The following is a 25,014-nucleotide window of genomic DNA, read 5'->3' as shown; positions in this document are numbered from 1 at the left end:
GAAAGATAGAGGTGCCATCAGTGAAAGCACCTCTTGAAGACTTAACTGAAGTTCTCACTCAACCAGTTCGCGATCACGCCAGAGAACTGAATAAACTTAGGATCGTCGTCCAACATCCACTCGGTGTGACCACCTTCAGGCAGTAAGAATAGAGATTTCGGTCCAGGGTATTTCGCGTACAGCGACTTTGCTTCGGTCACTGGGTGAAGGTCGTTTTCTGCACCGTGCGCAATCAAGATTGGCGCGTCTGCAAATCGCTCGTCCAGTAGAGCTTCCGGTTTGAAATTGATGAGAGAATCCGCAAAATCCAGATCAGATGTCACGCCGTAGCCCGGCGCTTTGACCAGTTCAGTGAATACATATTCGCGGCTTACTGGATCAAGCGGGTAGATTTCAAATGGATCAATCCCCTGCTTTTCTCCACCAAGAGCAAGACGTGTACGCTCTTCTAACATAAATTGACGGAACGCTTTCCAACCGTGCTCGCCACGTTGAGCAACCTGAACACGTACCGCATCATAAAAGCCGTTCATGGAGATAAGGCCATCAATCGCATCTTGACAAACTCGGTAAGCATCAAGAATTAATCCACCCGCCATGCCCCAGCCAGCCAGTACGACTTTGCGGCCTTCCTCGTCAGCGCGCTGTTTCACAACCGCAACCGCGTTCGCGATGTCACGTACTTGTTCATCTAGGATAACTCGCTCACGAATACCCTCAGATTCACCAAAGCCACGGTAGTCAAATCCGAATACTGTAAAGCCCTTCGCAGTTAAGGCTCTCGCGTAACGCTCTGGGTGAATATTTTTTTGCCCAGTAAAGCCTGAGCAGACAATAACGATCGGTAAGTCTGGGTTGTTAACGTTCTCGTCAGTAAAGAAAGCGCCATCAAGGCGTAGACCATCACTAATTACTGGGGCTTTTTGTTCAATCATAATTATCTCGTCCAAATGAATGTGTATGCTCGACAAAGAAGTCCTTGTCTTAAGTCACATCATGTTCGAATTTTGATAGCAATAATTTAACAATTGCGACATTCTTATCCAGAAATACGACATAGATGAACTGCCCACTTGGTGACCACAGAGAATGAAAACGACACACACGTATCGCATTGGTTTTTTCCTTATTCCTGATTTTTCGATGCTCTCTTTTTCGGCGGTTATCGAACCTCTTCGAATGGCCAATCGCCTCGCTGGTTGCGATTTGTATCAGTGGGATATTTATGGATTCGAAGATAAAGAAGTATCGGCCAGTAATGGCGTTTCATTCTCGCCAACGCAGTCAGTCAACAACATTGCTCATTTAGACTTTCTGCTGGTTGTAGCGGGTATTGGCGCCCACGTTGCTGCTGCGAGTGGCTCGGTGAATCAGTGGTTAAAGCAAGCGCTTCGTCAAGGCATCGCTGTGGGCTCGACTTCGACAGGCAGCGTATTGTTAGCAAAAGCTGGCCTGTTAAAAAACAAAACGTGTACCGTGCATTGGGAGTCCGCCAACAGCCTGGCAGAGGAGTTTCCAAACATTAACGTGACCAGTGAGTTGTACGAATTCGACCCACGCACACCAACTTGTTCGGGCGGCTTAGCCGGTTTGGATATGATGCTTCATTTAATTACAAACCAACATGGGAGTGACTTGGCGAATCAAGTGGCAGAGCAATGCATTCACCCTGCGATTCGACCCGCGCATGATAAACAGCGGATGTCGTTAATCCGTAAGCACAACATCCGCCACCCGCGCCTGCTCGACGCTGTAGAGATCATGGAAGCCAACATGGAAGAGCCGCTAAAGTGCTATGAAATTGGCGAGCAAGTAGGGTTATCGGTCAGGCAGATGGAAAGGTTATTTTTGCAATACTTGCAAGACAAACCAGGCAATTACTACCTTCAATTGCGCTTAGAACGCGCTCAACATTTGTTGTTGCAAACCATGCTGTCCATCACTCAAATCAGCACCGCTTGTGGGTTCAGTTCTACATCGTATTTTGCGCGCTGCTACAAAAAACGCTATGAAAAAACGCCGCGTGAGGAGCGACGTTTAGCTTAAGATTGAGTAAGAGAAAGGAGTTCGATCTCTTCGATCTCATCGTGATGTGTCAGACGGCTTATCGGACAACGTGCCTTGGTAAAGCAATGATAGCCAAGCAATTACCTGCTCTTTACTGGCTTTATCAAGTTGCAAACAGCCCTCTTCTATCGCTGACACGCGCGAGGCGGGCAGTTCTTTCTCTGCCAAAGTACGAAACTTACCTCGCATCTCGCCTCGACTAAGCGGATTTTCAGGATTACCTCGCGCAATACAGGGAGGTGAAGTCAGTTTGTCGCCATTTTTCAACGTCACCACGACATGCGCCCAACGTTCGGCTGGAAACTTATCATTGTATGCAGGCTCTTCAATTAACTTCATCCGTTCCGTAAGTGCCAAGCGAGCAGGATCTTTCAGTCCTTTGGTGACGGCTTCTACCGTGACCGTATTATCTATAACCGCACTCGCGACTGAAAATGGCAAACTATACTGAGCCTGCTCGGTTGTCTCAGGGCGCTTGGTATGCAGGCACACCGCCTGGTGAAAGCTGTGAACTTCGATAAGTTCAATCTCATCAGCTTTTAGTTTATTTTCTTGTTGCAGCGCTCTCACCGCTTCAACCGCGGGTTGAGCCCAACGACAAACCGGATACGGTTTAAAGTATTGTTCCAGGATATACCAGCGCTGCCCTAAATCTGCCCACAAAGCGTGAGTTTGTTGATCCAGCAGAGTCACGGCTGGCGCGCCAGTAAAGCCCTCTTCTGCCAGTTCTGCACTGGCAAAGCCCGCCATCGCTCCCCAGCCAGAGCCGTCTTTGAGCATGGTTGGATGTTCAATACAACGCATCATTTGGCTGCGTGGACCATAAAACTCAGCAATGCCGAGCGCGTGCTCTGTTTGTAAATCCGTTAAACCTTTTCTTCTTGCGGACACCGCTGCAACACCCAACGCATTCCAAGCACCAGAAGTATGATAATCACAAGCGGTTTGATGCAGCGCGATTCCGGCGCGAGTTGCAATTTCGTAGCCAATGATGAGGGACGTTAATAACTCTTCTCCCGTAACTGCTGAATCATGCATACTGGCGAGCAGCCCCGGCAAAACAGCAACGCCTACATGGCCTTTCGTCAGGACTTGGCCGTCGTGCGCGTCCATACTGTCAATCAACATGCCGCCATATAGAGTCGCCCCACAGCCACTGGCCGTGTGATCAGAAAACAGCATCGGCGTATCACCGGCAAACTGCTTCTGCGCGAGTTTGGCTACCATGTTTTGCAGCTGCGTCGCTTTACCAGCTGCGGCGACACCTAACAGATCCAAGACGCAATATTTCGCTTGTTCAATAACGTCAGCAGGAAGCTGTTCAAAGGTTAGTTCGTGAATAAATCGATGAATAGATTGCATCATCTACTGCTCCAGTTTTAGCGTTTTGCCTTCGACAATAGCGTTGTGATCAATGGTGTATTGCTGTCTCGCACGGTAGGCAGCTCGAACCTGGCTTTATCAATATCGTCCAATGACAAAGTCGCAGTTATCAAGGTTTCACCGTCTTCTGCCTGCGCCAATAGCTCACCCGTTGCAGACAAAATACAGCTTCCCCCCCAAAACCACGCTTCGCCCTCTGGCCCGTAACGATTGGCCATCAAAACTGGGGTTCCGTAGAGCACCGCATAGAATTTAACGTTAACTAACCAGTTGTCTTCATTGGAAAAGTCTTTACTGACAATACTGCTGGCCGAATTGATCGGCGCGAGCAAGATGTCAGGCTTATCGAGTAGCGCGCAATGAACCAAAGGTGGATTCCATAAATCGGCACAAATTAAAACCGAGCCTCGCCAATTTTCGTCAAGAGAAACGCTGGTGGTAGCCTCTCCCGAATGAAACCACTTACCCTCTTCAAGCCCACCATAGGTTGGTAAATTGACTTTGCGATGCACAGCAACCACCCTACCACCGAGCAACCAAGCCATCGCGTTGTAGTACTCTCCCGGAGCGGCCTGTTCAACAAAGCCGACAATCACGGACATCTGCGGCGCAAGTTGCGCAAGCTCTTTAAGCCGAGCATCATCACGCTTCATGGCGACTTCACGCACAGAAGATTGGAGCTGGTATCCGGTCAAGGAGAGTTCAGGAAACAGCAATAGCTGCGACCCTAAGGCCGCAGCTTGCTTTATGTAATCCTGATGAGTATTCAGATTGGCATTCACATCGCCTAACTGGGCGTTGATTTGGGCCACACTGACTTGCAGGATAGTCATGGTATTACCCCAAGTTATGCTCAGATAGGAACTGGCTTGCGACTTCTGAGATCGAACGTCGCTCCACATCAACTTGTTGATTCAATGTCGACATCGTATCGCCATCGATCGCCGCAGAAAGCGCGTTCATTTGCTCGGCAAGGTCTGGGTTCGCATCTAGCGTTTCTTGGCGAACCACAGGAGTGATCGCGTAATCAGGGAAGAACTGTTTGTCATCCGTTAAAACGGTAAAACCAAATGCTTTGATACGACCATCTGTTGCAAATACGAGCGCAGCATCGACTTCTTTCCCTTTTAGCGCATCATAAGTTAACCCAGTATCCATGCGTTTCACTTGGTCTCGTGAAGCTTTGAATTTGTAGGTTTTCTGTAAAGGTCGGAAGCCATCTTTTCGTGCATAGAATTCCGCATTCAAAGCAATGGTCATTGGCGGGTCTTGGCGCATTTGCTCGGCGAAGTCGGATAAGGTTGAGATACCACGTTGTTTCGCATCGTCACTGCGCATAGCGAGCGCGTAGGTGTTGTTCGCTTTTGAAGGGTTAAGCCAAACTAGGCCTTTCTTGGCATCCAGTTCCTTAACGCGTTGATACACTTGCTCTGCTGGGAGCTTGTCTTTAACTTTGTTGTAAATGATCAGTGATGTGCCCGTGTATTCCCAATAAAGATCAATCTGGCCGTTTTCTTGCGCTTTACGCAAAACCGCACTGCCCATGCCCGAACGTTTATCAACGTCGTAGCCTTTTTTGGTTAAATATTGAGACGTGATCTCCGTTAAAAGCTGTTGTTCTGTAAAGTTTTTACCACCTACGACGATTTCCGCAGATGCGTGAAAACTTGAAAGCACTACACCAACGGCCAGCAAGCGGCGAGTAATTTGCTTCAACATGTTTGACTCCTGTCTGTGTTCAATTTTTAGGATTGTTATTGTCTAGCTCTAATAGGGTTACAGCCTTTAGGTACAGTGACATAGGCAACGGCTCCTACCACACTGTCGATAGCGATAGCCAACATTGCTGTAGGAATAGCGCCTGCCAGCATCATGATGGGTTCATCCAGATCAATACCGGTAAAAATGAGTTCCCCTAACCCACCGCCACCAATTAAGAAGGCCAGTGGCACGGTGCCCACGTTGACAGCTAACGCCGTGCGGATACCGGCAAAAATGACGAACAGCGCATTAGGAATTTCAACCTGAAATAACATTTGTAACTCGGTCATACCAATGCCTGACGCCGCTTCTTTTAAATGAGCGGGCACTTCTTTCAGCCCGATGTAGGTGTTTCTGACAATCGGCAACAACGAGGCAATCGTCAGTCCAAATACCGCAGGCACGGTGCCAATGCCAAGAAAGCTCATTGCCAGCGCGAGAATGGCTAAAGTAGGAATCGTGGTCCCCACATTCAAAACCTGCATCGCCGATTCTGCGACTTTCTGAAAACGGGGACGGCTGAGCAATACGCCGACGGGAATCGCGATTAGGATCGCCAACCCACCAGACAGCAGCACCAGTTCAATGTGCTGAACCGTCAAATAAACAATGTCTTCTTGGTAGTAGAGGAAATCGTCGATCGTACCCGCGCCTTGTAAATAAATACCCAACGCAAAGACACACGCCAATAAAACGAAATAGTAGGTTTGTTTGAGCTGATTGGTCACGATGCCTCCTTAGCCTGATGCAATGGCTGCGGCTGACTAGGAGAGGTATCGCGCTGATAAGTTGCACCGAGATAATGGGTAATGCCGCGCTGTGTGACTTCGCCCACTAAGCGGCCATTCTCGTCGACACACGGCATCCAAACAATGTCGTGCGTGAACATCTTCGACGCGACTTTACGCAGATCATCCGTGGTTCGGGCGATTGTTTTCAGGCCGACATAATGTTCGCCGCAGTACCCCTTCATATTGATTGCGGTAGCTTTTGGCACATAACCGATAGGTTGGTGTTGGTCATTCACTAATATCACGGCGTCGCGATACCCATACGCGTCAATTTTGGTTAGAGCGTCGGCAAGCGTATCATTAGGTTTCACGTACGCAAAAGTGGTCTGCATGACGGACTCAGCCGTAACTAAGCGTAGACGTTTAAGTGCGCGATCATCTCCGACAAAGTTTTTCACGAAATCATCTTTCGGGTGTGCGAGCAAATCGTCAGGCGTATCGTACTGAACCAGATGACCATCACGGAAAATCGCGATTCTATCGGCCATTTTGACCGCTTCATCAATGTCATGACTGACAAACATGATGGTTTTGTTGAGCTCCTGCTGCATTTTAAGGAACTCATCCTGGATTACTTCACGGTTGATCGGGTCAATCGCACCAAAAGGTTCATCCATCAGCATGACGGGAGGATCCGCAGCTAGCGCGCGAGCAACTCCAATTCGTTGCTGCTGTCCGCCAGACAACTCATTTGGATAACGATTAAGGAAGACACTAGGATCAAGAGCAACCATCTCCAATAGCTCTTTTGCACGCGTCATGTACCTTGCCTTATCCCATCCTAATAACTTGGGAACCACCGCGATGTTTTCGCCGATCGTCATGTTGGGAAATAAGCCAATTTGCTGAATAACATAGCCGATGTTGCGGCGCAGAGTGACTGTATCCATCCCTGAAGTATCTTCACCGCCAAGATAGATCTTGCCCGATGTCGCGGGAATAATTCGGTTGACCATTTTCAGCGTGGTGGTTTTGCCACAACCGGATGGGCCAAGTAACACACAAATTTCACCACTGGGAACTTCCATCTCAATGTGATCTGCGGCAGTCACCGGGCCATTAGGCGTTTCAAAAATTTTGGTTAGCTTGTCAATTTTGATCATTTGAATGTCCCTATTATTTGTCCTTTATCGAGCAGCGGTTAGGCCCGGTGGCGTTAATCTTTTTTGTAGTCGAATCAATCCGTAATCCGCGATGATAGCCAGAAGGCTAACGGCGATGGCACCAACGATCAGTTGTCGAGGATCACTTTGCGAGATGCCGCGGCTGATAAACACGCCCAACCCTCCTGCTCCGATATACGCGGCGATCGCCATAACGCCAATATTCATTACTACTGCCGTTCTCACACCCGCCATAATCACCGGAATCGCCAACGGAATTTCCACCATTTTCAAACGCTGAAAAGGCGTCATCCCGATGCCGCGAGCTGCCTCTCGGAGTGACGGTTCTACGTTGTGAATGGCGGTATAAGTGTTGCGAATAATAGGCAGTTGAGAATAAAGCAGTACGGTAATCACGGCGGGCACGTAGCCAATTCCATGACCAATGGTCGATAAGAGAGGAATCATCAAACCAAACAGTGCGATTGAAGGAATGGTGATAATGATGGACGCTACGTAAAGCACCACTTTCGCAACGCGCTCATTTTGTGTGATAAGAATGCCGATAGGTACGCCAGTTAGGATGGCAAGCCCAACAGCCAGAGCGACCAAAGAGATGTGCTCCATGGTAAGCGTACCTAGCAGCGCTAAGTTATCTATGGTGAAATTTAGTAAGTCCAAGTAGGTCTCCCCCAACTGTGATTCGCAACCAAGTTAACAGGAGATTAAATTACGCTACTTTTTATTAACAGTGTTGTAAAATAGCGACACGTAAAGATAGAAATACGAAATATTAAGAAAGGAATGAACTGGCTTTCTCATCACCAAAAACACGCTTGATTGGCGATGAGTAGCACTAGTAAACAATTTGATTATATAGAAACTTAAAAGCCTGTGCTGGCATGAAGAACTGACTACAACGAGCGATTAAACTGCTCCACGGCCTCTACAACACGGCTAGCGCCATCTTGTATTTCATTCATCACATTGCCTGCTTTTTCAGAGAGCTCTAGCGTATCTAGTGCTTCTTTTTGGCATTTAGCGATCAGCTTAACTGCGTTATCTGTTCGCTGTAGGTTTTCACTGACCATTGTGACAATTTCATCGGTGGTTGCATTGGTTCTTGTAGCAAGCTGTCTGACTTCATCAGCAACAACGGCAAAATCTCTGCCATGCTCACCCGCACGAGCCGCTTCTATCGCCGCATTTAACGCCAATAAGTTAGTTTGGTCAGCGATACCACTGATGCTATTTACCAACTCGCTAATACGCGATGAGTGCGCTTTAAGCTCGTCAATCGCCGTGTTCGCTTGCTGCATTTGCTCGGAAAGTGTCTGCATCTTTTCTAACGTTGAGCCTATAACCTCTTGCCCTTGCAGGGTTTGTGTTCCAGTTTCTTGGGAGATTTCGTTCGCCAATTGCGCAGCCTGGGCCATTTTCTGTTCCTGCATCACCTGTTGGGTAATATCTGTCGCGAACTTAACGACCTTATAGAGCTCTCCTCTGTCGTTATGGATTGGGTTATATGAAGCCTCTAACCACACCTCTTCACCATAACGGTTAACTCGTTTGAATCGCTCTGATGAAAATTGCCCTTTTGCTAAACGTTGCCAAAACTCACGGTAAGCTTGAGAGCTCGACTCTTCCTGATCACAAAACATGCGATGATGCTTCCCTAGAATCTGATCAAGCGTATAACCCATTGTGTTTAGGAAATTATCGTTGGCTTTTAAAACATGGCCATCTAATGTGAACTCAATTACCGCCATAGAACGACTTAATGCATTTATCATGTCCTCTTGCTCACGAGATGATTTGATCGTTCGCGTAAGTTCAGAAGCAAAAACAAAAAAGCTCTCTACTTCTCTGCGCTCACTTAAAACAGGCTGGATAATCGTTCTTAACCAAGCTTCCTCACCATTACCTTTCTGTACTTGCAATGCCCCATTCCAGAATACTTTATCTTGAACGGCTTTCTTCATTCGATGAAAGTGATCTGTATTGCGCGAATTTAACGGTACCAATTCAGTAATTGATTTCGTTAAGATCTCATCATCATTTAAGAAAAGTTCTTGCTGTAGTTTAGTATTTGCAGAAGTAATGATGCCTTTACTATCCAATGTTAAGCGGATCATCTCTTCATCTAAACTGGTTTGGATTTGCTGCAGGATTTGCAACTCCTGCTTTAATCGTTGATTTTCTTGTTGAAGCGACTTATTAAAAAACATGACTTTCTCTCATTTGACCGACCTTCGGACTAGTCAAAGGTTTATTATTTGTATACCGAATAAACTGCAAGCGGCAAAATCGTTTGGTTGCATATTCAAACGCGATTTCTATTTCTCATCAAAGGACCCCGCTGGGAATACGGCGATTTTTTCTACAGTGTAACCTAAGCGCAGTATACTGAAATTTCTCCAGCGCCCAAGATGTTTATATATTTATCAATATTAAAGCTCTTTATCGCCAGTTTGAGGTTTGTATTTGTGGATATACTTATATGGAGAAGTGTTGTGTTCAGATCAATAAGCCTTTTCATTAAAAAAAGAACCTTGACTTAATTCCAATAGTTTTTGCCGTTTTATCGCTTTTCCACCCGACTTTTGAGCGATTACCCACTCCTTATTCGCTTGCATTTCTATTAATAGCGCACGGAGCAACCAATAACAGCACACCGACCAACAAGCTTTTGGACATAAACGCGTTAGCATAGTCCCTCTAAAACGCTTATGTCAGATTAGAAAAAGTATCTTGAATCACCCAAGGAGAACCATCGAGGTAAGGTCATCACCAGAAAAGATCGCACAATCTACTTATATGGAGGCATCGGGTTTGTTCAACAATAGGATTAAGCGCTGGCTTCGCAGCGCTTAATCCTTGTTTGCTTACTTTTACTTCTGAACCTCCAACCCGTTGCTGGGTGTCAGTCAAACTACCCAAATAGGTATTTTGGCAGAGCTAACGTCAAAGATGGAAAAACATTCACCAGCACCAACACAATCAGCAATGGTGGAATGAAGAATGCCGTGTACTTGGCCACATCCGTGACGCTGGTGTTAGATACACCACTGAGTACGTACAACACCGTTCCAAATGGTGGCGTAAGTGTGCCTATAATCAGGTTAAGAACGATGATAATTCCTAACTGCACTGGATCCATACCAAAGCCTAACACCATGATTGGATAGATAATTGGTACTAACAGGTTGATTGCTGCTACGGTTTCCAAGAACAAGCCAACCGTCAATAACAATAAGTTTAAAAAGAGAAGTACCATCCAAAAAGAGTCTACACCGCCCAATACAAATTCTGACATGGTTTGAGGTATCTGCTTAGTGGTCAGTATCCAAGCAAACAGTGTAGCTGACGCAATGATCATTAGTACCTGGCCTGATGTTTTCGTAGAAACTACAATGCACTCAACAAAGGACTTAAACGAAAACTCGCCGTAGAAAATTGTTAAACACAAGGCATACAGACAAGCGATCGCAGCGGACTCTGTTGGACTGAAGGCTCCGGTAAATATCCCACCGAGAATAATGAATGGTGTCATCAATGATGGGAACGCCCTTCTTAAGGCTTGCCAAATTTCACTCCTACTTGCCTTCCTTTCATTCGGACACTTCAAGCTATCAGAAAATACATAGATCATAACCATCAACGACAAAGCCATCATAAGCCCAGGCACAACACCTGCGGCAAATAACTTCTCAATTGATTGTGACGCAACGATCGCATAGATGATTATGGACATGCTAGGAGGAATTATAGGACCAATGATTGATGAAGCAGCAGTGACCCCAATACTCACCTTTTCACCGTAGCCGCTTGACCGCATTGCCTTAATCGTAGTTGCGCCAAGACCTCCCGCATCTGCAACGGCGGCTCCAGACATACCAGAGAATATAACGCTAGAGAATACATTCACATGAGCCAGACCACCTTTAATATGGCGCACACAAACAGAGGCAAACTCAAAGATCCGTGCGGTAATACCGCCAGTATTCATTAGATTTCCAGCTAAGATAAAAAAAGGTATGGCGATAAATGTAAATGAATTTACCCCTGAAACCATGCGTTGCAGCGCGGTGGTTTCCGATAACATTGGATCAGTAAGTACAATGGCCAAACTTGCGAAAGTAACACTGAACGCAACCGGCACCCCCAAAACAACTAAGACCAATAAGGTAATGAACCCAATCAACATGCGTCTTTTTCCTTATATAAGTTAATCAATGAAGTAACAACAATGAGCGCACCGGTGATCGGAATTACGGCATAGAGATATGATTGGCTTACTTCCAGTGATGGACTTGAAAAAAATCTCATTTTGTAAGCAAATTCATAACCATAGTAGGAGAGAAAGACTCCGACACAGATAGTCGACAGGTATCGGATTGCATTTAGCGCTAGATAGACTCTGCGATTCCCTCCCCTTAGAACCCTCCTCCACACGTTATCGATGGCGATGTGCTGCCCACGAAGGAAGAGTGATACTCCTGTTATGAAGGTCACCCAAACAAGGAGGTATCGACAAAGTTCAATTGCCCACTCGAATGAAACTTGAAAGACCTCTCTTGCCACAATATTCACTGACATAACCAAAAACAAGATCAGGAACAAGAACGCACAAAAGTACTCATCAAATCTATTTAGCAAATGCATCATTTACCCTCGCAGGCCAATTAAAGTTGCTGGATTATCGTGTACAAATCACCGTACTTCTTCCAATATCCTGCGTAGTCATCAGACATTGATTTTGTCTTTGCCTGAAACGCTTCACGGTCTGTTTGCGTAACTTTGACACCCTGACTCTTCATGAATGTTAAAGCCTCGTTATCTGCTTTAACGACTTTGTTTGCTGTGTCTTGTGCTGAGCGCTCGAATTCATCTAGTACAACTTGACGGTCATCCGCGCTTAACGCTGCTAGCGACGCGTCGTTAACTGCAAAGTGCACGGCAGTAATAACATGTCCAGTAAGACTCAACTCGTTACCCACTTCATAGAACTTCATTGTCTGAATTGATCCTAGAGGGTTTTCTAGGCCATCGACCATGTTTTGACGCATAGCAAGATACGCCTCTGTGTATGGTACCGGTGTTGGTTTGCTCCCCATCGCTTTCGCATAAGCAACAGTGATAGATTGCTCTGGCACTCGAAGTTTAAAAGAGTTCATGTCTTCAGGAGACGTCACTGGTTTGCTGCCAATTACGTGTCGTACGCCCCATGAACTCGAACCTAGCAAGTGAACATTGAACTGATCCTTAAAGTCATCGAACATCTGTTGGGCAATATCACTTGCGAAGAAGCGCATTAGGTGATCGGTATCTTTGAAGATATATGGCATTTCAGTTATCACCATGGGCTTAAATACATTTCCCAACTGACCTGAGCTGATTTCAGCGATGTCAACACCACCAGTAATTACTTGCTCGAGCAATTCCTGCTCTGAACCCAACGTACCATTCGAGAAGATCTCAATTTTCACACGGTCATCAGTTTTACTGGCAATTCTATCGGCTATCTCTACCGCGCTGTCATGCCATGGATGCGATGAATCATAGATATGACCTAACTTAAGAACTGTCTGAGCAGTACTTGTGAATGGAACAGCTAACAAGAGCGTTAACCCTATTGATTTCAGTCGTTTGAAATGACGCATACCCTTCTCCTTGTAATATTTCTTTTACTCCCCAACTTCGCATCACAACTTTTTCACTCATGACAACGAAACTAAAGACCACTCCACTGAATACCTATTCAGAAGAGTCGATAAGTTAGTAAATAAAAAGAAAAACAACTGTGATCGCCTTCAAACAACAATTAATTAACATTATAGCAACCAATTTTGTACGAATGGATCACATTTCTGAGGGTGAACGGTATCCTTTCTACTCCTTAATCGGTTATTTGTTGAATACGTATACAGCGCATTAATCTTAAATATTGCGCTCAGGTTAGGTACATAACAAGGTGAATAGGTAGAACAGTATGATCAATTACTTAAAGAACGGTATTGACGTTGAAGTAGCGAAAAACAATGACGAAAGTGTACGCACAACGGTGGAAAATATTCTTTCACGAATAGAAAGTGAGGGTGACACTGTCATAAAAGAGCTCTCAGAGAAGTTTGATAACTGGAGTCCAGAGCAATTTCGATTGACTGATGAGCAAATCAAAGCGTGTGTCGATGCCCTGACAGAACAAGAAAAAGAAGATATCGAGTTTGCTCAGGCACAAGTTCGTCGTTTTGCCGAAATCCAAAGAAACTCTCTTAAAGACGTAGAAGAAGAAACCTTGCCTGGCGTGTTTCTTGGGCACAAACACATTCCTGTAAACAGCGCCGGTTGCTATATTCCAGGTGGAAAATATCCACTTGTCGCTTCAGCACACATGAGTGTACTGACGGCTAAAGTAGCTGGCGTACAACGTGTAATCGCATGTGCTCCTCCTTTTAACGGGAAGCCGAACACGTACGTCGTAGCGGCAATGGCAATGGCGGGAGCAGATGAAATATATTGCATGGGCGGAGTACAAGCTGTGGGTGCAATGGCCATTGGTACGGAAACTATTGCTCCAGTTGATATTATTGTAGGTCCGGGCAACGCTTTTGTCGCAGAAGCCAAGAGACAACTCTTTGGTCGTGTTGGAATTGATCTGTTTGCCGGTCCAACAGAGACAGTAGTCATTGCTGATGAGATTGGATGCGATCCTGAACTCGCTGCTGCAGATTTACTTGGCCAAGCAGAACACGGCTACAATTCCCCGTCAATTTTATTAACAAACTCGCAGGAGTTTGCAGAAGAAACCATCCAAGAAATCGAAAGGCAACTCAAAGTCCTTCCTACAGCTGAAATTGCGTCAAAGGCATGGGCTGATTATGGGCAGGTTATAGTCTGCGATACATATGAAGAGATGGTACAAGTAGCGGATGAACTGGCTTTCGAGCATGTTCAGGTAATGACGAAAGATCCAAAGTATTTCCTCGATAACATGACGAACTTTGGTGCCCTATTCCTAGGCAAAGAAACCAACGTGTCATACGGTGATAAGGTCATTGGTACTAACCACACACTGCCTACAAACAAGGCAGCTCGATATACAGGCGGGTTGTGGGTCGGTAAGTTCATCAAAACGTGCACATACCAACGTGTAAGTGAAGCAGCCTCACTCAAAGTTGGCGAGTATTGCTCGCGCCTTTGTGCTCTAGAAGGTTTTGCGGGGCATAAAGAGCAAGCGGACATTCGAGTTCGCCGATACAAAGCGACTGAAGAGCAGGTGTAAGCTTCACATAGGTTCACCTTCATTAAGTGACATGTATAAACAGTGAAGACTTAGTTCAATACTGAGTTACCAAATAAGAACGTTGCGCATTGTTGTCGTCTCTGCGCAACGCTTATACTATCGTGGAGCTAATTGAAAAATAGAAAATCGATGATGGAAAGAAACAGAAAAGCTAACTCCAAGGATGTCGCAAAGCTAGCAGGAGTCTCTCAGGCATCGGTATCCCGAGCTTTTACACCAGGGAGCCAAATATCAAAGGCTAATAAAGAAAAAATACTCGAGGCTGCCAAACAACTTAACTATGTACCAAATGCGATGGCCAGAGCGTTAATTTCAAGTCATTCAAACTGCATTGCTATAGTTCAGCCAGTATCCAAGAACCCTTACTTTTACGCCAAAGTACTACAGAAGTTGCTTGAACTCTTGCAAGCAGAAAACCAACGTGTTGTTCTTTTTAGCCAAGACGATAAAAATGTTGACGACATTCTACCTCTGATAGATCAATACCAAGTAGACGGTGTCATTATGGCCAGTGCTACGGTAGATGCAAAACTCATTAATCAATATGCTAATCGCGGCATCGAGTTTAGTTTCATTAATCGTTCAGTACCTAATGTCTATGCCAGCTCTGTTTGCACTGATAATTATCAATCCACAAAAGACCTGATCACTTACCTAGATTCAAAAGGACACAAACGATTTGCATGTATTGCAGGTAATAAAAATGCATCAACAACGATCAGCCGAGTCGAAGGTTATCTCTCACGTATCGAAGAACTAGAGCTTGAGAACATAGGCGTATTGTATGATGACTTTTCTGTAGATTCAGGTTACCACAGCCTGTTATCTCTACTCGAAAATTCCGACAAAAGACCAGACGTTGTGATGTGCGGGAATGACGAAGTGGCGATTGGTGTAATTAATGCAATCAAGGAGCACACTGAACTCAACATCCCTGACGATATTGCAGTGACTGGGTTTGATGATATCGAGGCCGCCAAATGGTTTCCATACAGTCTCACTACCATCGAGCAGCCCATAAATCAGCTTTGTGAAGTCACCGTGTCTGATCTTCTAGAAAGAATTCGTTCCCCAGACAAACAACCCATCAATATGTCGATAAAAGGGGCGCTTATCAAAAGAAAATCTGCGTGATTGGATCTTCCGACGCTCAAAAAAACCACCGGCATAGCCGGTGGTTTTTCATATGCGCCTGCAAGGCTTTCTTGCTAGCCGCTCCCTAACAGGCGCTCAGTGATCTGACATTTGTATATGACTATCGCTTGCGGCCCTTAAGCGGGCCACCTAGATATGGGTTCGACAACTGGTCTCCCATTTTATCCAGCTCTAGTTGGTGCATAATGTAGCCTTGGATCTTGCTGGTGTTTTTGCCCACCGCATCAACATAGTACCCTCGACACCAAAACTACCGATTTCTATATTTTAACTTCAAGTCCCCAAACTGATCACAAAGCATCAAGCTACTTTTTCCTTTTAGCGATTAGTTTTAGTAGGTCAAATAGCTATCCAGTAAAATGAGTCGCACTGCACTCTAAACAAGGATTGGGGCAAAGATAAGTTTGGCAGAGAAAGCCCAAGCTTAGTCTTCAGGCTTTATATCAAAACTCATAAAATGAAGCTTTGGATGCCTAAAACAACCCTAACTCACTTCAATTGCTGCCCGCACTAACACTTTTGTTTTGTATCGTAACTGATTTGCTTACTGACGTTCTTTAGTTGCACTCCTACCTTATTAAAGGCCTTTTGAATAGTTGTGGAAACATGCTGGCGGCCCTCTCCTTCAAAAAAGTTAGCTCGATCTTGCTTCGTTTCGAATACGCAGACTATTTCTAAACTTTGTGGAAAAGAAGAGAATTTGACGGTATGAGTCACCCAAAGAAAGCCATCGTAACCTTTTAGCGTATCTTCACAAACTTCGGTCAACACTTCTCTAATTAGATTCTCGACCTTCTTATCTGATTTGCGCATAAATTAAACTTCATTCCTATCTAACGCCTTTAATTAGGTTTCAGTGTACATTGTCTTAAACAGTTCTTGGCAGTGGTATTTAGTCAATAGCCTGTAGATGAGGTTATTCGCACGAAGATTTACCGACCTACTCGCTTCGAACTACATCTTACGCTGTTAAAAATAAGCGCTTTGCAACTCTACAAAACGCTTCTAACTTATTAGATTATTTTAAGTGTGTTTCAAGGAATGCAGAAACCTTGTCCATTGCAATGCCGACTGCTTCTGGATGGTCATACAGTTCATAGTGAGACCAGTTTTCCAAATTAACCAGCTGTCGGTCTTTTGATTGAACAGAGCGGCCATAAATTTCCTGCCCATCACGATAAGCACCAAACGCCCCGACTTTTTGCCCTACCACGGCCATAACAGGCTGAGTCAATAACGTTTCGGCAAATGCAAAGGCATCCCAGCTCAGTGTTTTCTGTGCATGTGAAAACAGCATACGAGTTGCACCACCTTCGGTTTGTCCACGTGATGTTTTGTAGTATTCAGTAGCTTCGAACACGTCTCGTTCTGTTAATCCATTTTCTTTTGCAAATTCAATATTTGGAGGAAGAAGTTCATCGATTTTCAGCTCTGAGCCGCGAGCTTCGGCTGTTCTCTGTGCAGCCATAGCTTCAAGATTGGCGATAGGGTCGTACATACTAAAGCCTTCACGGAACATGCGGCCTAAGTTAACAGGCGTAATACCTACGACAGCTTTCAAGCGCTTTTCGGTTAGGGCTGAATTGATCATGTAACCACCACCGCCGCAGATACCGAGTCCACCAATTCTATTCTCATCGACATATGGTAAAGTTACTGCATAGTCGATAACGCGACTGATATCTTCAACACGTTGACTTGGGTCTTCTACGTAGCGAGGCAATCCCCCCGATTCTCCTTGGAAGCTCGCGTCAAATGCGATCACGACGTAATCTAACTCAGCAAGGGCTTTACCATAGACAGCGCTGGATGTTTGTTCTTTACAACTACCAAAAGGATGAACACTTATCATTGTTGGGTAGCGTTTCGATTCATTGAAGCCTTCTGGGAATAAAATTAATGCAGACATATCCCAAGACATATCAGCATTTCTAAAAGTGATTTTTTGCATATTCATAATCAATACCTTAAGAGTAAAAAGCCTTGAGAGCAGAAAGGCTCGAAGCAATTGAGCCTTTCATCGGGAATATTAAAGAGTGCGTTGGAAGAAAGATGCGAGTTGGGATACTGCGTCATCGACGTATTCGGCAACATCATAAAGCGACATATGGTTTGCACCATCAATGGCATACAAGGTTTTATCTGAACTCGCTGCACGCTCTATCAGGTCATCACTCATCCATTTGCTGCCTGCGTCACTACCAACGACAGCAAGAATTGGCTGAGTTAGGAATGCTTCCGCTTTGTGGTACGCATCGTAAGTAATGATCTGGTTTAAGTTACGAGTTAGAGCAAAACCCGGCGCATTTGGATGTTCACAACGTGGTGTGTGGTAATACTCCCAAGCTTCGCGTAGCTCTGCATTTGAGGCATCTTCTTCACGCATCGGAGCTAGAGGAATAGTCGCGAATTCTGTACCATTCGTGTCGGTTGTGCGAGCATTCGAACCAAATTCTAAGTAACCAACAGCGTCAGCATCGTTAACCGAATTATCCCAACCATTACGGAACATTTGGCCAATGTTTACGGCACTAACCATACCCAGTGCTTTGATTCGACGATCATTGATCGCTGCATTTGCACTATAGCCCGCACCAGCACAAATCCCCATTGCGCCAATTTTATCGTTATCGACGTACTCTAACGTTGTCAGATAGTCGACGACTGCGCTCACGTCTTCAGTACTCGTGTAAGGGTTTTCCATTTGGCGAGGCTCACCTGTACTTTCACCTTGATACGAACGGTCAAACGCAATGGCAATTATGCCGCTTTTTGCAAGTTTACTCGCATATAGGCCTGCGGTTTGCTCTTTTACGCCACCACCTGGGTGTGAAACAACAACTGCAGCATATTGTTTACTTGCATCAAAATCTGTAGGGAAGTTGATAACCGCTGAAATCTCAATACCTTGACCATTGAGATTTTTGAAAGTGACTTTAGACATAGCGACATTCTCCATTAGAGGTTAACTGTTCATCTCAGGCTGACCTGAGCTTCGAGGTAATATTAGTCAACACACTGTTTTGGATAAATATCATTTTATCTACATGACTGTTTAGTTATACTTAACAAATGAGAATAGAACCTTCTTTAATTTCATCACTGACGTGGTTTGCACATATTGCTCGCCATCGCAGTTTTACTAAAGCAGCCTTAGAAATGGGGGTAACCCGTGCTGCCTTATCACAACACCTAAAAGCGTTAGAACAACAGCTACAAGTTCGGTTAATTAATCGAACCACCAGAAGTATGTCGCTGACGGAAGAAGGCCAACGTCTGCTTGATATTTTGCAACCTTCATTGGTGAACATTGAGCAGGTCGTTAACGAATTGAACGACTCTCATCTTGAGCCTTCGGGATTAATCCGTATCAGTGTATCAAGAACCGCTGCTCGGCTGCTTATTGAGCCCTATCTAGGTGAGTTCCTCTCTCGTTATCCTAAAATACGCCTAGAGCTAATCATGGATGATGGGTTTTCTAACATCGTCGCAGAAGGCGTTGACGCTGGCATTCGCTTAGGATTAAGCTTAGATGAACATATGGTTGCGATCCCTATTACTCCGCCGTTAACAACGGCAATAGTGGGCTCTCCTGAATACTTTAGGCAAAATGGACTACCTCAAACTCCTGAGGATTTAGAAGGTCACAATTGCCTTGCTTATCGTTTTACCTCTAGCGGAACAATTGATCATTGGTCCCTAACCTCTCCAGATGTTGCAAAGCGCACCCTAGTTTTCGAGCCTAAAGGCAATGCTATTTTTAATGATGACTATAGTATGTTACAAGCTGCAATACAGGGTGTGGGTTTAGTGAAACATATTGATTTATGGGTGGAAAAGCACATAGATGAGGGAAGATTGACCCGAGTTCTGACACCTTGGTGCAAAGAGTTTCCAGGGTTTTATTTATATATACCTTCACGAGAGCATATGCCGAAAAAAATCCGCGTCTTGATGGATTTTTTAATCGAAAAGCGCGAAGCTCTGAAACTCAAAGAGTAATTGCCAAATTGCTTTAAATAAAAAAAGCGAGCACGAGGCTCGCTTTTAACTTTCTGTTTTCGTTATATATTACAATAGCTCAACCGATTGTTTGGCTATCACAAATTCCTCGTTAGTAGGAATAACAAGAGCTTTGGCACCTAACAACTCAGATGTTGCAATAACACCTGCGTTACCAAATCTTGCATCTTCGTTACCTTTCTCATCTTCAACAAAACCTAACAGTTTTAGGTTTTTCAAGATTTCACGACGAATTGGTAGTGAGTTTTCACCAATACCACCAGTGAAGATGATGCCGTCTAATGAATCCAGAGCCGCTAGGTAGGAAGTAATGTATTTCGCAACGCGGTAAGTGAAGATCTCGAATGCCAACTTCGCACGTGAATTCCCCGCTTCCATTGCTTCTAGTACGCCACGAGCATCACTTGTCACACCAGATACACCTAAGAAACCTGACTTCTTGTTCATCATCTCGAACACTTCGTCTTTTTCCCAGCCTTTACGGAAAAGGAACTCGATAACACTTGGGTCGAGGTCACCACAGCGAGTGCCCATCATTAGGCCAGCTAACGGCGTCAAACCCATACTTGTATCAACACATTCGCCATTTTTAACCGCACTCACTGATGCACCGTTACCTAAGTGCACAGTGATAAAGCTGCTTTCTTCAACCGGCTTATCTAGCATTTTCGCTGCTTCACGGCTTACGTAATAGTGGCTTGTGCCGTGAGCACCGTAACGACGCACTTTATGCTCTTCGTAAAGCTCGTAAGGAAGTGCGTACATAAAGGCTTTGGCTGGCATTGTTTGGTGGAAAGCAGTGTCAAATACAGCAAATTGAGGCAGTGAAGGGAACGCCGCCATTGCCGCTCTCATGCCTTCAGCGTTCGCTTTGTTATGAAGTGGTGCAAGTTCAGCAAGGCGCTCTACTTCTTGAATAACTGTTTCATCAACTTTCACAGTTCCTTTAAAGGTTTCACCGCCTGCGACAATGCGATGGCCTACAGCGACAAATTTTGAGCTCAAACCTAGAGTTTCGAGTAGTTTTACCACTCGCTCAACAGCGTACTGATGATGGTTACCGCCAGCTGGAATTGCTTCAACGGTTTTTTCTCCCTGATATTTCCAACTGATTTCAGCTTCAGGTAGGCCAAAACACTCACCAATACCTGATACCAAAGCTTCACCGGTTTCAGAATCAATAACAGCAAATTTTAATGAAGAGCTACCAGAGTTGATCACCAGTACAAACGAATTAGACATGAAATAGTTATCCTGTTGTAGAGCAGAGGTTGTAATAGCGCTTGTGCGCTGCGTACTTCTTGTTTGCCCCTCTATTATTCAATAATTTTTTAATCTTTCAACAATCTTTTAGTAAAAGCGATTTGATTGAACAAATTTTGTTGATCTGTAGCAAGTTTTGATTTTATTTGAAGGCTAAAAAATATCACTTGTTAAACATAATTTATGAATAGGTCAATTTGTACAAAGTCAGATATATAAGCTACGTTGTTTATTGGGTGAACAAAAATAACAAACCAATCAATAAATCGGGGTAATAATGTGCCCACTATTGCATTTCTATTAGTGATCTTAGGTTTGATTTTGCTCTGCTGGGGATGGCAGATGACAAAAAACATCTGCTCGAAAACTGACGTAACCGGGTGGACTTTCCTATTATTGTTAATCAGCTGTTTCATTTTTGCTTATGCCGTTTTTTTGCACGCCATCATGCAAAAACCTATTGCTTCTCTCTTAGAAACGGGGGTTTCTCTTATACTTTTTGGCGGCAGTATCTTTGTCGTGCTGGTGATTAAGTGGAGCAACGATTCGATATTAGAGCTTCATACCGTTGCTGAAAGAGAGAAGCGCAATGCCGTCCATGACGCTCTTACTGGGCTCCCTAATCGTAAATACTGCTTTGAGTCTATCGAAGGCAGAATACAATCTAGAGACCCGTTCTCGGTGATCCTTTTTGACGTGGTTAATTTTAAACAAGTCAACGATGCAATGGGTCACTTTTGTGGAGACCAGTTACTTATTCAAATTGGTCAACGCCTTCAGGAGAAACTGAAAGGCAATGACCAGATATTCCGCGTTGGTGGTGATGAATTTGTCATCCTGACATCTTCTGCATGCGAGGAAACGGGTAAAAAACTCATAGAAGAACTAGATTCTGCAATGTCTGAACGCTTTCATTTAGATGAGTTTCAAGTTTCCTGCCGCGTTGTTTTTGGTATAAGCACCTACCCATATGACGCCCTAACCAATGATCTTTTGATCAAGCACGCAGATATCGCTATGTATCACGCCAAGCGTAATGGCAATCTTTTTGCGTTTTATAATGAGGATATGAACGTCGGGGCTAAGTACCAACTTGAGATATCTTCTCGTATTCAATGTGCGCTTGAAAAAGAGGAGTTTCAGTTGTATTACCAACCGTTGATTGATGCACACACTAACTTAGCTGTCGGTTTTGAAGCAGTGATTCGTTGGCATGACGAAAATGGTAAAACGATCTCACCCAACGACTTCATTCCTATCGCAGAGCGTAGCAATCAGGTGCACAACATTACCATGTGGGTTCTTAACCAAGTAGAAAGGGATCTGCAAACATTTATAGAGAAAGGCATTAAGCTTCCTGTCCACGTAAACTTATCAGCGAAAGATCTCTCATCTAACTTGCTGTTTAATCGCTTAGAAACTTTGCTCAAAGTAAACCCGCAATTCGCTGACCTAATAAGTTTAGAGATCACTGAAACGATGGCGATCGATAGGGTCGTTGAGCTCAACCCCTTAATTCATCAAATTAAAGGATTAGGTATAAAGATCAGCTTGGATGATTTTGGCACTGGGTATTCATCTTTGTCACTGTTAAGAGATCTTCCGGTTGATCAAATTAAAATCGACCGCTCATTTCTCTCCACAGCAAGCCGCACAGAAGGCTCCCGCTCTATCGTTGAGAACACGATTGCGCTAGCACATGGATTAGGGTATTCGGTCGTAGCAGAAGGCGTTCAAGACATGGACACACTGCATTTTTTGAGAAGTCGAGGATGTGACATCATTCAGGGTTACTTGTTCTGTCCTGCCCTGCCCTTAGACGAAGTAATAAGTTGGGTAAACAAACACGATGAAAAGCAAAACCGTATTAGACGCGCATAAAAAAGCCGAGCGCTTTGCTCGGCTTTAAATTCTTTTTGTAGCGACTTAAACCGTCGCTTTAATCACTAGTGATTATGCGTCTGTACGACGGCCACGACCGTGACCACGTTCACCACGATGTGCACCACGGTGATCACCACCACGGTTGCGATCGAAACGACGTTCGCCACCTTCACGATTGCCATCGCGGTTGCCGTCACGGTTACCACGGAAGCCACCTTCGCGACGGCCGCCTTCACGACGATCACCACCACGGTTGCCGCCTTCGCGGTTGCCACGGTAACCACCGCCATCACGACGACCACCATCGCGACGACCACCGTCACGGCGACCACCACGAGACTCGCGGAAATCATCGAAATCACATACTACAGCACCAACATCTTGTTGACGGATACGTAGTTTGCTTAGCTTGTTCGCCGCGTCTGAAGTCATTGCTTTAGGTAGCTGTACGAATGTGTGACCTTGAGCTAGCTTGATCGCACCGATAGAACCTTTACCTAGACCTAGTTCGTTTGCTAGAGCGCCAACGATGTCTTTAACTTGAACGCCTTGCTCACGACCAACTTGAAGCTGGTAAGTATCCCAGTCTTGGTTGTTGAAGTTACGACCGCCGTCGCGACCACCTTCACGGCGCTCTTTACGACGTTGCTTGTCACGCTCAATTGCTTCAACCATTGGGTCTTCGCCAATGTAGAACAGAGGACGTTTGCCTTGCTGACGCTTAAGAAGCATAGCAGCAAGTGTTGCTGGGTCGATGTCTAGAGAAGTTTGTAGTTTCTCTACCAGCTCAGCAAATTTGTCTAGTGCTTTGTGCTCTTTCTCTGCTTCAAGCTCAGCGCCTAGCTTAGCTAGACGAGCTTCAGCAACTTGGTCACGTAGAGGAAGTTGGATTTCTTCCATAGATGACTTAGTTACACGCTCGATAGTGCGAAGCATACGAATTTGGTTAGTGCGAACTAGAAGGATCGCTTTACCCTTACGTCCAGCACGGCCAGTACGACCGATACGGTGGATGTATGACTCAACATCAAATGGGATGTCGTAGTTAAATACGTGCGTAATACGTGGAACGTCAAGACCACGAGCTACAACATCAGTTGCAACTAGGATGTCAATAACACCTTGTTTGATGTGATCAACAGTACGTTCACGTAGAGACTGAGGAATGTCACCGTGCAGTGCAGCTGCTTTGAAGCCACGTGCAGATAGCCAGTCAGCCAGACGCTCAGTATCTTGACGAGTACGTACGAATACGATTGACGCGTCAGTTTCTTCAGTTTCAAGAAGACGAGACATCGCTTCATCTTTCTCTACACCTTTCACTACCCAGAACTGTTGTTGAACTTTGTCTACAGTGTGGTTTTTACCAGCAACGTCAACCGTTACAGGGTCACGAAGGAAGCGTTCAACGATCTTCTTCAGCATTGGAGGCATAGTTGCAGAAAACAGAACGCGTTGTGCTGACTCTGGAGCGTGCTCCATGATCGCAGTTACGTCATCTACGAAACCCATGTTTAGCATTTCGTCTGCTTCATCAAGAACGAAAGTACTAACTTCGTCTAGGTGTAGACGTTCGCGATTGATAAGATCTTGAACACGGCCTGGAGTACCGACAACTACATGAGCGCCACTTTTAAGAGCACGCATTTGGTCGACAATAGATGCGCCACCGTAAATCTCTAGAACTTTCAAACCTTTGATATTTTTACCAAGGTTTTTCATTTCCGCTGCAACCTGAATTGCCAGCTCACGAGTCGGAGCAAGTACAATCGCTTGCGGTTTGCGTTGGTTTAGATCGAGTTTGTTGAGAAGAGGCAGAGAGAACGCTGCTGTTTTACCTGTACCTGTTTGAGCTTTACCCAGCGCGTCAGCACCTTCCAATAGGTGTGGGATTGCCGCAGCCTGAATTGGAGTTGGTGACACGAAACCCATTCCGTCTAGAGCAGAAAGGATAGAATCATTCAGAGATAAATCACTGAATTGAATAACAGAATCTTGCATTGGGATCCTACTTAATTAAACAAAAAAACAGTCCCATATGCTCTTCCAATTCGATACTGATCCATCCAGATACTGATTCCATTCAGACGGGAACACAGCACAGTACACAACCGCGATAAGCCATTAGGGACGACTAAGGGAGGCGGATTATTCCTTAAAAGCATAAAAAAATCCAGAAAAAATTGAATTACATCACAATTTATTCTCAACAATGGTATTTTTAGCATATTTTTCCACCAGCCCTACCATTCCCCGTCGATTCGCGTAGCTCACAGAT

Annotated in this window: 21 protein-coding genes and 1 pseudogene; 5 read left to right on the top strand and 17 right to left on the bottom strand. The window is 45.0% G+C overall.

Annotation, left to right across the window (positions count from 1 at the left end):
- Nucleotides 1-41: 41 nt before the first annotated feature.
- Entirely contained in the window at nucleotides 42-935 is an 894-nt protein-coding gene (locus L3V37_RS07385; protein WP_005375755.1) for an alpha/beta hydrolase, read from the bottom strand.
- A gap of 154 nt (nucleotides 936-1,089) precedes the next feature.
- On the opposite strand from L3V37_RS07385, the gene L3V37_RS07380 reads away from it, so the two are divergent.
- Nucleotides 1,090-2,046, top strand: a complete 957-nt coding sequence (locus L3V37_RS07380) for a GlxA family transcriptional regulator (protein WP_237306086.1) — start codon at nucleotides 1,090-1,092, stop codon at nucleotides 2,044-2,046.
- 36 nt (nucleotides 2,047-2,082) lie between these two features.
- Here L3V37_RS07380 and L3V37_RS07375 read toward each other — a convergent pair whose 3' ends face one another.
- The 10 genes from L3V37_RS07375 to dctP form a co-directional block, all read right to left on the bottom strand.
- On the bottom strand, nucleotides 2,083-3,432 hold the full coding sequence (locus tag L3V37_RS07375) for an MmgE/PrpD family protein (protein WP_237306085.1): 1,350 nt from the start codon (nucleotides 3,430-3,432) through the stop codon (nucleotides 2,083-2,085).
- Between the two features lie 14 nt (nucleotides 3,433-3,446).
- Nucleotides 3,447-4,283, bottom strand: a complete 837-nt coding sequence (locus L3V37_RS07370; RefSeq protein WP_130545550.1) for a nitrilase-related carbon-nitrogen hydrolase — start codon at nucleotides 4,281-4,283, stop codon at nucleotides 3,447-3,449.
- Between the two features lie 4 nt (nucleotides 4,284-4,287).
- Nucleotides 4,288-5,169 carry a glycine betaine ABC transporter substrate-binding protein gene (locus L3V37_RS07365; RefSeq protein WP_237306084.1) on the bottom strand — a complete coding sequence of 294 codons (882 nt, stop codon included), beginning with the start codon at nucleotides 5,167-5,169 and terminating at the stop codon, nucleotides 4,288-4,290.
- Nucleotides 5,170-5,204: 35 nt separating this feature from the next.
- Nucleotides 5,205-5,939: an ABC transporter permease gene (locus L3V37_RS07360; protein ID WP_237306083.1), complete on the bottom strand. Its 735-nt coding sequence runs from the start codon at nucleotides 5,937-5,939 to the stop codon at nucleotides 5,205-5,207.
- A complete protein-coding gene (locus tag L3V37_RS07355) occupies nucleotides 5,936-7,105 on the bottom strand; it encodes an ABC transporter ATP-binding protein (protein ID WP_046873661.1) in 1,170 nt (389 codons plus the stop codon). Before L3V37_RS07355 ends, L3V37_RS07360 begins: the two co-directional genes overlap by 4 nt.
- Before the next feature lie 24 nt (nucleotides 7,106-7,129).
- The gene (locus L3V37_RS07350) at nucleotides 7,130-7,786 is read right to left on the bottom strand and encodes an ABC transporter permease (protein WP_031780180.1); all 657 of its coding nucleotides are present in this window, start codon (nucleotides 7,784-7,786) and stop codon (nucleotides 7,130-7,132) included.
- A 233-nt stretch (nucleotides 7,787-8,019) separates the two neighbouring features.
- Nucleotides 8,020-9,333, bottom strand: coding sequence for a PAS domain-containing methyl-accepting chemotaxis protein (locus L3V37_RS07345; RefSeq protein ID WP_237306082.1), 1,314 nt, complete (start codon nucleotides 9,331-9,333; stop codon nucleotides 8,020-8,022).
- Between the two features lie 704 nt (nucleotides 9,334-10,037).
- Nucleotides 10,038-11,312 carry a TRAP transporter large permease gene (locus tag L3V37_RS07340; RefSeq protein WP_130545546.1) on the bottom strand — a complete coding sequence of 425 codons (1,275 nt, stop codon included), beginning with the start codon at nucleotides 11,310-11,312 and terminating at the stop codon, nucleotides 10,038-10,040.
- Nucleotides 11,306-11,704, bottom strand: a complete 399-nt coding sequence (locus L3V37_RS24275; protein WP_369426530.1) for a TRAP transporter small permease — start codon at nucleotides 11,702-11,704, stop codon at nucleotides 11,306-11,308. Before L3V37_RS24275 ends, L3V37_RS07340 begins: the two co-directional genes overlap by 7 nt.
- Nucleotides 11,705-11,790: 86 nt before the next feature.
- Complete coding sequence (gene dctP, locus L3V37_RS07335; RefSeq protein ID WP_130545544.1) at nucleotides 11,791-12,768, bottom strand: TRAP transporter substrate-binding protein DctP; 978 nt, start codon at nucleotides 12,766-12,768, stop codon at nucleotides 11,791-11,793.
- 329 nt (nucleotides 12,769-13,097) lie between these two features.
- Between dctP and hisD the strand changes: the two genes are divergently transcribed.
- Nucleotides 13,098-14,390: a histidinol dehydrogenase gene (hisD, locus tag L3V37_RS07330; RefSeq protein ID WP_130545543.1), complete on the top strand. Its 1,293-nt coding sequence runs from the start codon at nucleotides 13,098-13,100 to the stop codon at nucleotides 14,388-14,390.
- A 132-nt stretch (nucleotides 14,391-14,522) separates the two neighbouring features.
- A complete protein-coding gene (locus L3V37_RS07325; RefSeq protein WP_130545542.1) occupies nucleotides 14,523-15,545 on the top strand; it encodes a LacI family DNA-binding transcriptional regulator in 1,023 nt (340 codons plus the stop codon).
- A 121-nt stretch (nucleotides 15,546-15,666) separates the two neighbouring features.
- Here L3V37_RS07325 and L3V37_RS07320 read toward each other — a convergent pair.
- From L3V37_RS07320 to L3V37_RS07305, 4 genes and pseudogenes are all read right to left on the bottom strand, one after another.
- Nucleotides 15,667-15,888, bottom strand: a pseudogene (locus tag L3V37_RS07320) (transposase); the annotation flags it as partial.
- A 188-nt stretch (nucleotides 15,889-16,076) separates the two neighbouring features.
- Nucleotides 16,077-16,379, bottom strand: a complete 303-nt coding sequence (locus tag L3V37_RS07315; protein ID WP_031781024.1) for a hypothetical protein — start codon at nucleotides 16,377-16,379, stop codon at nucleotides 16,077-16,079.
- Nucleotides 16,380-16,584: 205 nt separating this feature from the next.
- Nucleotides 16,585-17,523 (bottom strand): alpha/beta hydrolase, encoded by a 939-nt coding sequence (locus L3V37_RS07310; protein WP_237306081.1) that lies wholly within the window; start codon nucleotides 17,521-17,523, stop codon nucleotides 16,585-16,587.
- Nucleotides 17,524-17,595: 72 nt separating this feature from the next.
- Nucleotides 17,596-18,510 (bottom strand): alpha/beta hydrolase, encoded by a 915-nt coding sequence (locus L3V37_RS07305; RefSeq protein WP_017821078.1) that lies wholly within the window; start codon nucleotides 18,508-18,510, stop codon nucleotides 17,596-17,598.
- A 128-nt stretch (nucleotides 18,511-18,638) separates the two neighbouring features.
- Here L3V37_RS07305 and L3V37_RS07300 point away from each other — a divergent pair, with 128 nt between their 5' ends.
- Nucleotides 18,639-19,568, top strand: coding sequence for a LysR family transcriptional regulator (locus tag L3V37_RS07300; RefSeq protein WP_053303734.1), 930 nt, complete (start codon nucleotides 18,639-18,641; stop codon nucleotides 19,566-19,568).
- Between the two features lie 69 nt (nucleotides 19,569-19,637).
- Here the strand turns inward: L3V37_RS07300 and L3V37_RS07295 are convergent, their stop codons facing one another.
- The gene (locus L3V37_RS07295) at nucleotides 19,638-20,831 is read right to left on the bottom strand and encodes an acetate/propionate family kinase (protein WP_005386205.1); all 1,194 of its coding nucleotides are present in this window, start codon (nucleotides 20,829-20,831) and stop codon (nucleotides 19,638-19,640) included.
- Between the two features lie 363 nt (nucleotides 20,832-21,194).
- On the opposite strand from L3V37_RS07295, the gene L3V37_RS07290 reads away from it, so the two are divergent.
- A complete protein-coding gene (locus tag L3V37_RS07290) occupies nucleotides 21,195-22,733 on the top strand; it encodes a bifunctional diguanylate cyclase/phosphodiesterase (protein ID WP_237306080.1) in 1,539 nt (512 codons plus the stop codon).
- Nucleotides 22,734-22,805: 72 nt separating this feature from the next.
- Here the strand turns inward: L3V37_RS07290 and L3V37_RS07285 are convergent, their stop codons facing one another.
- On the bottom strand, nucleotides 22,806-24,737 hold the full coding sequence (locus L3V37_RS07285; RefSeq protein ID WP_005375680.1) for a DEAD/DEAH box helicase: 1,932 nt from the start codon (nucleotides 24,735-24,737) through the stop codon (nucleotides 22,806-22,808).
- Nucleotides 24,738-25,014: the final 277 nt, after the last annotated feature.

It is taken from the genome of Vibrio sp. D54 (assembly GCF_021728075.1).
Classification (GTDB): domain Bacteria; phylum Pseudomonadota; class Gammaproteobacteria; order Enterobacterales; family Vibrionaceae; genus Vibrio; species Vibrio alginolyticus.
Note: the sequence above shows the minus strand (reverse complement) of the source record. Positions and strands in the feature narration are given on the sequence as shown.